The 3,942-nt window shown below is 61.8% G+C and carries 3 protein-coding genes and 1 pseudogene; 2 read left to right on the top strand and 2 right to left on the bottom strand.

Annotated features, from left to right (window positions below; genetic code table 11):
- Positions 1-468 precede the first annotated feature (468 nt).
- Together AC3ENO_RS14860 and AC3ENO_RS14855 are read right to left on the bottom strand one after the other, a co-directional pair.
- On the bottom strand, positions 469-1,572 hold the full coding sequence (locus AC3ENO_RS14860) for a glycerate kinase (RefSeq protein WP_434971346.1): 1,104 nt from the start codon (positions 1,570-1,572) through the stop codon (positions 469-471).
- A gap of 342 nt (positions 1,573-1,914) precedes the next feature.
- Positions 1,915-2,682, bottom strand: a complete 768-nt coding sequence (locus tag AC3ENO_RS14855) for an IclR family transcriptional regulator (protein ID WP_434971345.1) — start codon at positions 2,680-2,682, stop codon at positions 1,915-1,917.
- 215 nt (positions 2,683-2,897) lie between these two features.
- Here AC3ENO_RS14855 and AC3ENO_RS14850 point away from each other — a divergent pair, with 215 nt between their 5' ends.
- Positions 2,898-3,746, top strand: a complete 849-nt coding sequence (locus AC3ENO_RS14850; RefSeq protein WP_434971344.1) for a transketolase — start codon at positions 2,898-2,900, stop codon at positions 3,744-3,746.
- Positions 3,743-3,942: pseudogene (locus AC3ENO_RS14845) on the top strand (hypothetical protein); the annotation flags it as partial. The gene AC3ENO_RS14850 and the pseudogene AC3ENO_RS14845, both read left to right, overlap by 4 nt.

The raw sequence follows: 3,942 nt of genomic DNA, 5'->3' as shown, positions 1-3,942 counted from the left end.
TGAACGGGATCATCGAACTCCACCGCCGCCTCGCCCGCGGCTTCCGCAACCGCGACAAACTACCGGCTCCGCATGCTCCTCGCCACCGGCGGACTCACCCCATGACCCCCACCGAATGTCCGAAGAGCCGTTAAAATACCCGCGCCCTCGTGCTGTTGGCGCAACGGTCCGAGAGGGAGCTGCACGGCTGTCTGTCTCAGATCGGTGGGCGGGCAGGGTCCAGCATCACGCCGGCGCGCGGGCATACCGGACGCCATCTTCGATCTGGGGGAGGAGTTCGTGTGCTGCGCGAGTGGGCCCCACGGGATCGGCGGTCGGGAACGGATGCATATTCCGAGGGGGCAACATGCCAGAGATCCATGCTGTCCGGTGTACTCATTGCGTCGTAGTCCTACCTGTTCTATCAGCGTGCCATCGCGGCGAGACCGGGCAGGGTCGGATGTTCGACGCCTGGCATTGTGCGCGTGCTTATATGGCCTTGACGACGTCTACGCCGTCGAGTGACTTCGCCAGACTTGCTGCAGCCGACGCAGCCCAGCGCGCCGGATCTTTCATTGCGGCTGACGAGCTCCCTGCCTGTTCTGTCAGGCTTCGATGTGCGACACCGGGATGTTCGTGGATAACCCCTGCAATCACTGCACTGGATACACCGGCGCGTGCGGCGCGTTCTAAGACGTTTCCCACGAGCTTTCCCTGAATGCTTTGCCGGTCGAACGCGCCCTCGCCAGTGATCACTAGTTGTGCAACCGCGATGCGCGGATCGAGGTTGGTCAGCCGGGAAAGGTGGTCGATGCCGGAGACAATATTTGCGCCGTACATGGCTGCGAAACCAAAGCCGGTACCGCCTGCCGCTCCAAAACCGGGTTGTGTCGGGTCTTGCTTGAGGACGTTCGCGACGTGGGCAAGTGCTGCATCGAGCAGGCGAACCTCCTCCATGGACGCGCCCTTCTGCGGGCCGAACATTGCCGCCGCGCCGTTCTCACCGATAAGGGGCGAGGTGACGTCTGTGAGAAGTGTGACGCCGCCAGGGATGGGGACCAGTGCGGACGCGTCGACCTGCGCCAGGGCCGTCAGACCCGCGCCGCCGTCAGGCACTTCTCGACCGCTTGCATCGAGCGCGCGAAGCCCCAATGCCCGGAGAGCTCCAAAGCCCGCGTCGGTCGACGCGCTGCCACCAAGACCGATCCACACTTCGTGCGCGCCAGAGGCGACGGCCGCGCGGATTGTTTCGCCCAGTCCTCGCGTGGTGGCACCCAACGGGTCGAGTGCGTGCATGAGAGGAAGTCCACTCGAAGATGCGAGGTCGACGACCGCGATTCCGCCTGGTAGTGCCAACCATCTGCCTCTAACTGGTCGACCGTCGGGTCCGCTGACGGGCGCTGTCGTGTGCCAAGTGGATCCTGGAACAGAGGCCGCTATGACTTCTGCGGTGCCCTCTCCGCCGTCGGCGAGCGGCAGCAGATCAATTTCGTCGTCTGGACGCACTGAGTGCCATCCGGAGCGGATAGCCGTGGCGACGTCGCGTGAAGTGAGCGTGCCCTTGTACGAATCAACGGCCACGAGTACCCGCATACTGGCCTCCTCAAAGGGGCGTAATGAACGCTGCACGTCCCATTTGACGTGCACAGATCGGTCGATGCATTACTGGTTTGTTTGCCATTCCGTGCTCGTCCAACACCTTCGCGGTATTCTCCCAACCGAACATGTGCAGACCCGGGGTCGAGCGCGCGAGCGGCAGTTTCGATGTTCGCTGGCTGACCACCAGGAAAGGTTGGCGTCCTGGGGAGGTAGTAACCCTACAGCCGGTTGGTGTTTTCATTCGTGACGCGCCGCCGAGGCAGCTACACGAGTTGGCGCCGTAATCCTGTTCTCGCATGTTTAGAACGGCACCCGCACTCGTTGACGGCAAATCCGTCATAGGTTTTGGGCTGCGCCTTGGTATGACCCCGTGACATCATGAACAAAATTTCGCAAGGTCTCACCTCGCACGCGGAGTTCGTCTTCGCTGGTGAGCGATCCGGAGATGCTCACGGCATAAATGTCTGAACCTATCCGAACCGCAGACCCGACACAACCAAATCCGTTGTGGTACTCCTCCCGCTCGACGCTGTAACGTCGCTGCACCGTTTGTGCGAGGTCAGTCGCGAGCTCAGCGGTATCTGTGATGGTGTGCACCGTGTAGGAGTGCAGGCCCGAATTGGCTGGCAACAGACCCGTCCCGCCAAGTGCCAGCGCTGCCTTACCGACGGCGGTTGCATGCAGGGGCATCCGAGATCCGACTGCCGAGTAACCGACTATAGGACGTGGCGGGTCGATCTTCTCGAGTACCGTCACCATCCCCTCACGCACCATGCCGAGATGAGCTGTTGCGTTGAAATCTGCGGAGAGAGAGCGAAGCGGACTGCGCAGCTCCTGCACGATGTCGATGGATGCAACGGCGGCCTGGCCGAGTTCGACTAGCCTCGCTCCCAGCACGTATTCCAGCTCGGACGAAGCTCGGCGGACGAGCCCATGACGCTCGAGCACGCGCAATGCTCGCAGTACCGTGCTGGGGTTCGCTTGGAGCTGAGCACTCAGCTCCGCGAGGCGGAGCCGCGGGGTCGCCGCGAGGATGGACAAGATCTCTAGCGACCGGTCGACACTCCCGAGCTGATATTTGTCACTCTGCATCGACACACTCATCTGGTCTCCCTTAGTCCCGCGCCCCCGAGTCGAGCAAGATCCCGATAGACCGTGCGCTCGACACTCACGTCCCAGGTCCTTGCGTGGGCAGGAACGAACGAGTAGATTGCACTATACAGAACGCGTTTGCGTTATGTGAAAGATCTAGGGTTTTGCGCTCTACGAAATATAACGCCAGCGGCGGCGGAAAGGTACCTATGCACACTCGTAGAGCGGTGGTCCAGCAGGATTCTCTCGAGCTCCAGGCGCAGGCGATTCAGGTTCGTCGATCGATCGTCACCATGCTTCAGCACGCCGGCAGTGGACACAGTGCTGGGCCGCTAGGCATGGCCGACCTCCTCACCGCGTTGTACTTCAATCTCCTCGTCCACGATCCTGCGGATCCTGAGTGGGAAGGACGTGATCTGTTCCTGCTCAGCAACGGGCACACGGCGCCGGTGCTCTACGCCGCCATGGCGCATGCGGGGTATTTCCCCGTCGATGAGCTCATGACGTTGCGTCGTCTGGGTTCGAGGCTGCAGGGACATCCCGAGAGATTGGCTCTTCCGGGCCTGGAAAGCACGAGCGGGCCTCTGGGCAGTGGCTTGTCTCAAGCCGCTGGTGCGGCCTACGTACTCCAGCACATTGATGCGGTGCCTGACCGTTTCGTGTACGTGATGATGGGCGACGGAGAGCTCAACGAGGGCAACATCTGGGAAGCTGCCATGTTCGCGGGAAAGTACCGCCTGAATCGGCTTATCGGAATCGTTGACCGCAACTTCATCCAGATCGATGGATCGACCGAAGATGTGATGCCGCTAGAGGACCTGGCCGCGAAGTGGGAGTCCTTCGGATGGCACGTGCTGGAGATCGATGGGCACGATATGCAGGCGATCCTAGATGCCGTCGCAGACGCGAAGGACGCGACTGACAAGCCGACTGTCATCATCGCGCGCACCATTCCGGGCAAGGGCGTCTCGTTCATGGAGCATGACTACCTCTGGCACGGGAAAGTGCCGGACATCGACCAGGCGCGGGCGGCGACAGCAGAGCTCGACCTCCTCGCGAACGGAGCGTCCTCATGAACGGGTACCGGCTTGATGATGCACTCGGTACGGCCGACGTTGCCTACGAACCCATCAGGGCTGGTTTCGGTCGGGGACTCCGAGAGGCCGGTCGGCGCGATTCGCGAGTGATAGCGCTCTGCGCAGACTTGACTGATAGCACCCAGATGAGCCTGTTCCGTGACGAATTCCCGGACCGGTTCATCGAAGTGGGAGT

This window comes from Microbacterium sp. bgisy207 (assembly GCF_057706855.1).
The sequence above is the reverse complement of the archived record's forward strand: the minus strand, read 5'-3'. Positions and strand labels throughout refer to the sequence as shown.

What these genes read in the sequence shown, in the direction of transcription:
- AC3ENO_RS14855 (WP_434971345.1), bottom strand. Translation starts at nt 2,682, where the DNA reads ATGAGTGTGTCGATGCAGAGTGACAAATATCAGCTCGGGAGTGTCGAC.
- AC3ENO_RS14860 (WP_434971346.1), bottom strand. Translation starts at nt 1,572, where the DNA reads ATGCGGGTACTCGTGGCCGTTGATTCGTACAAGGGCACGCTCACTTCA.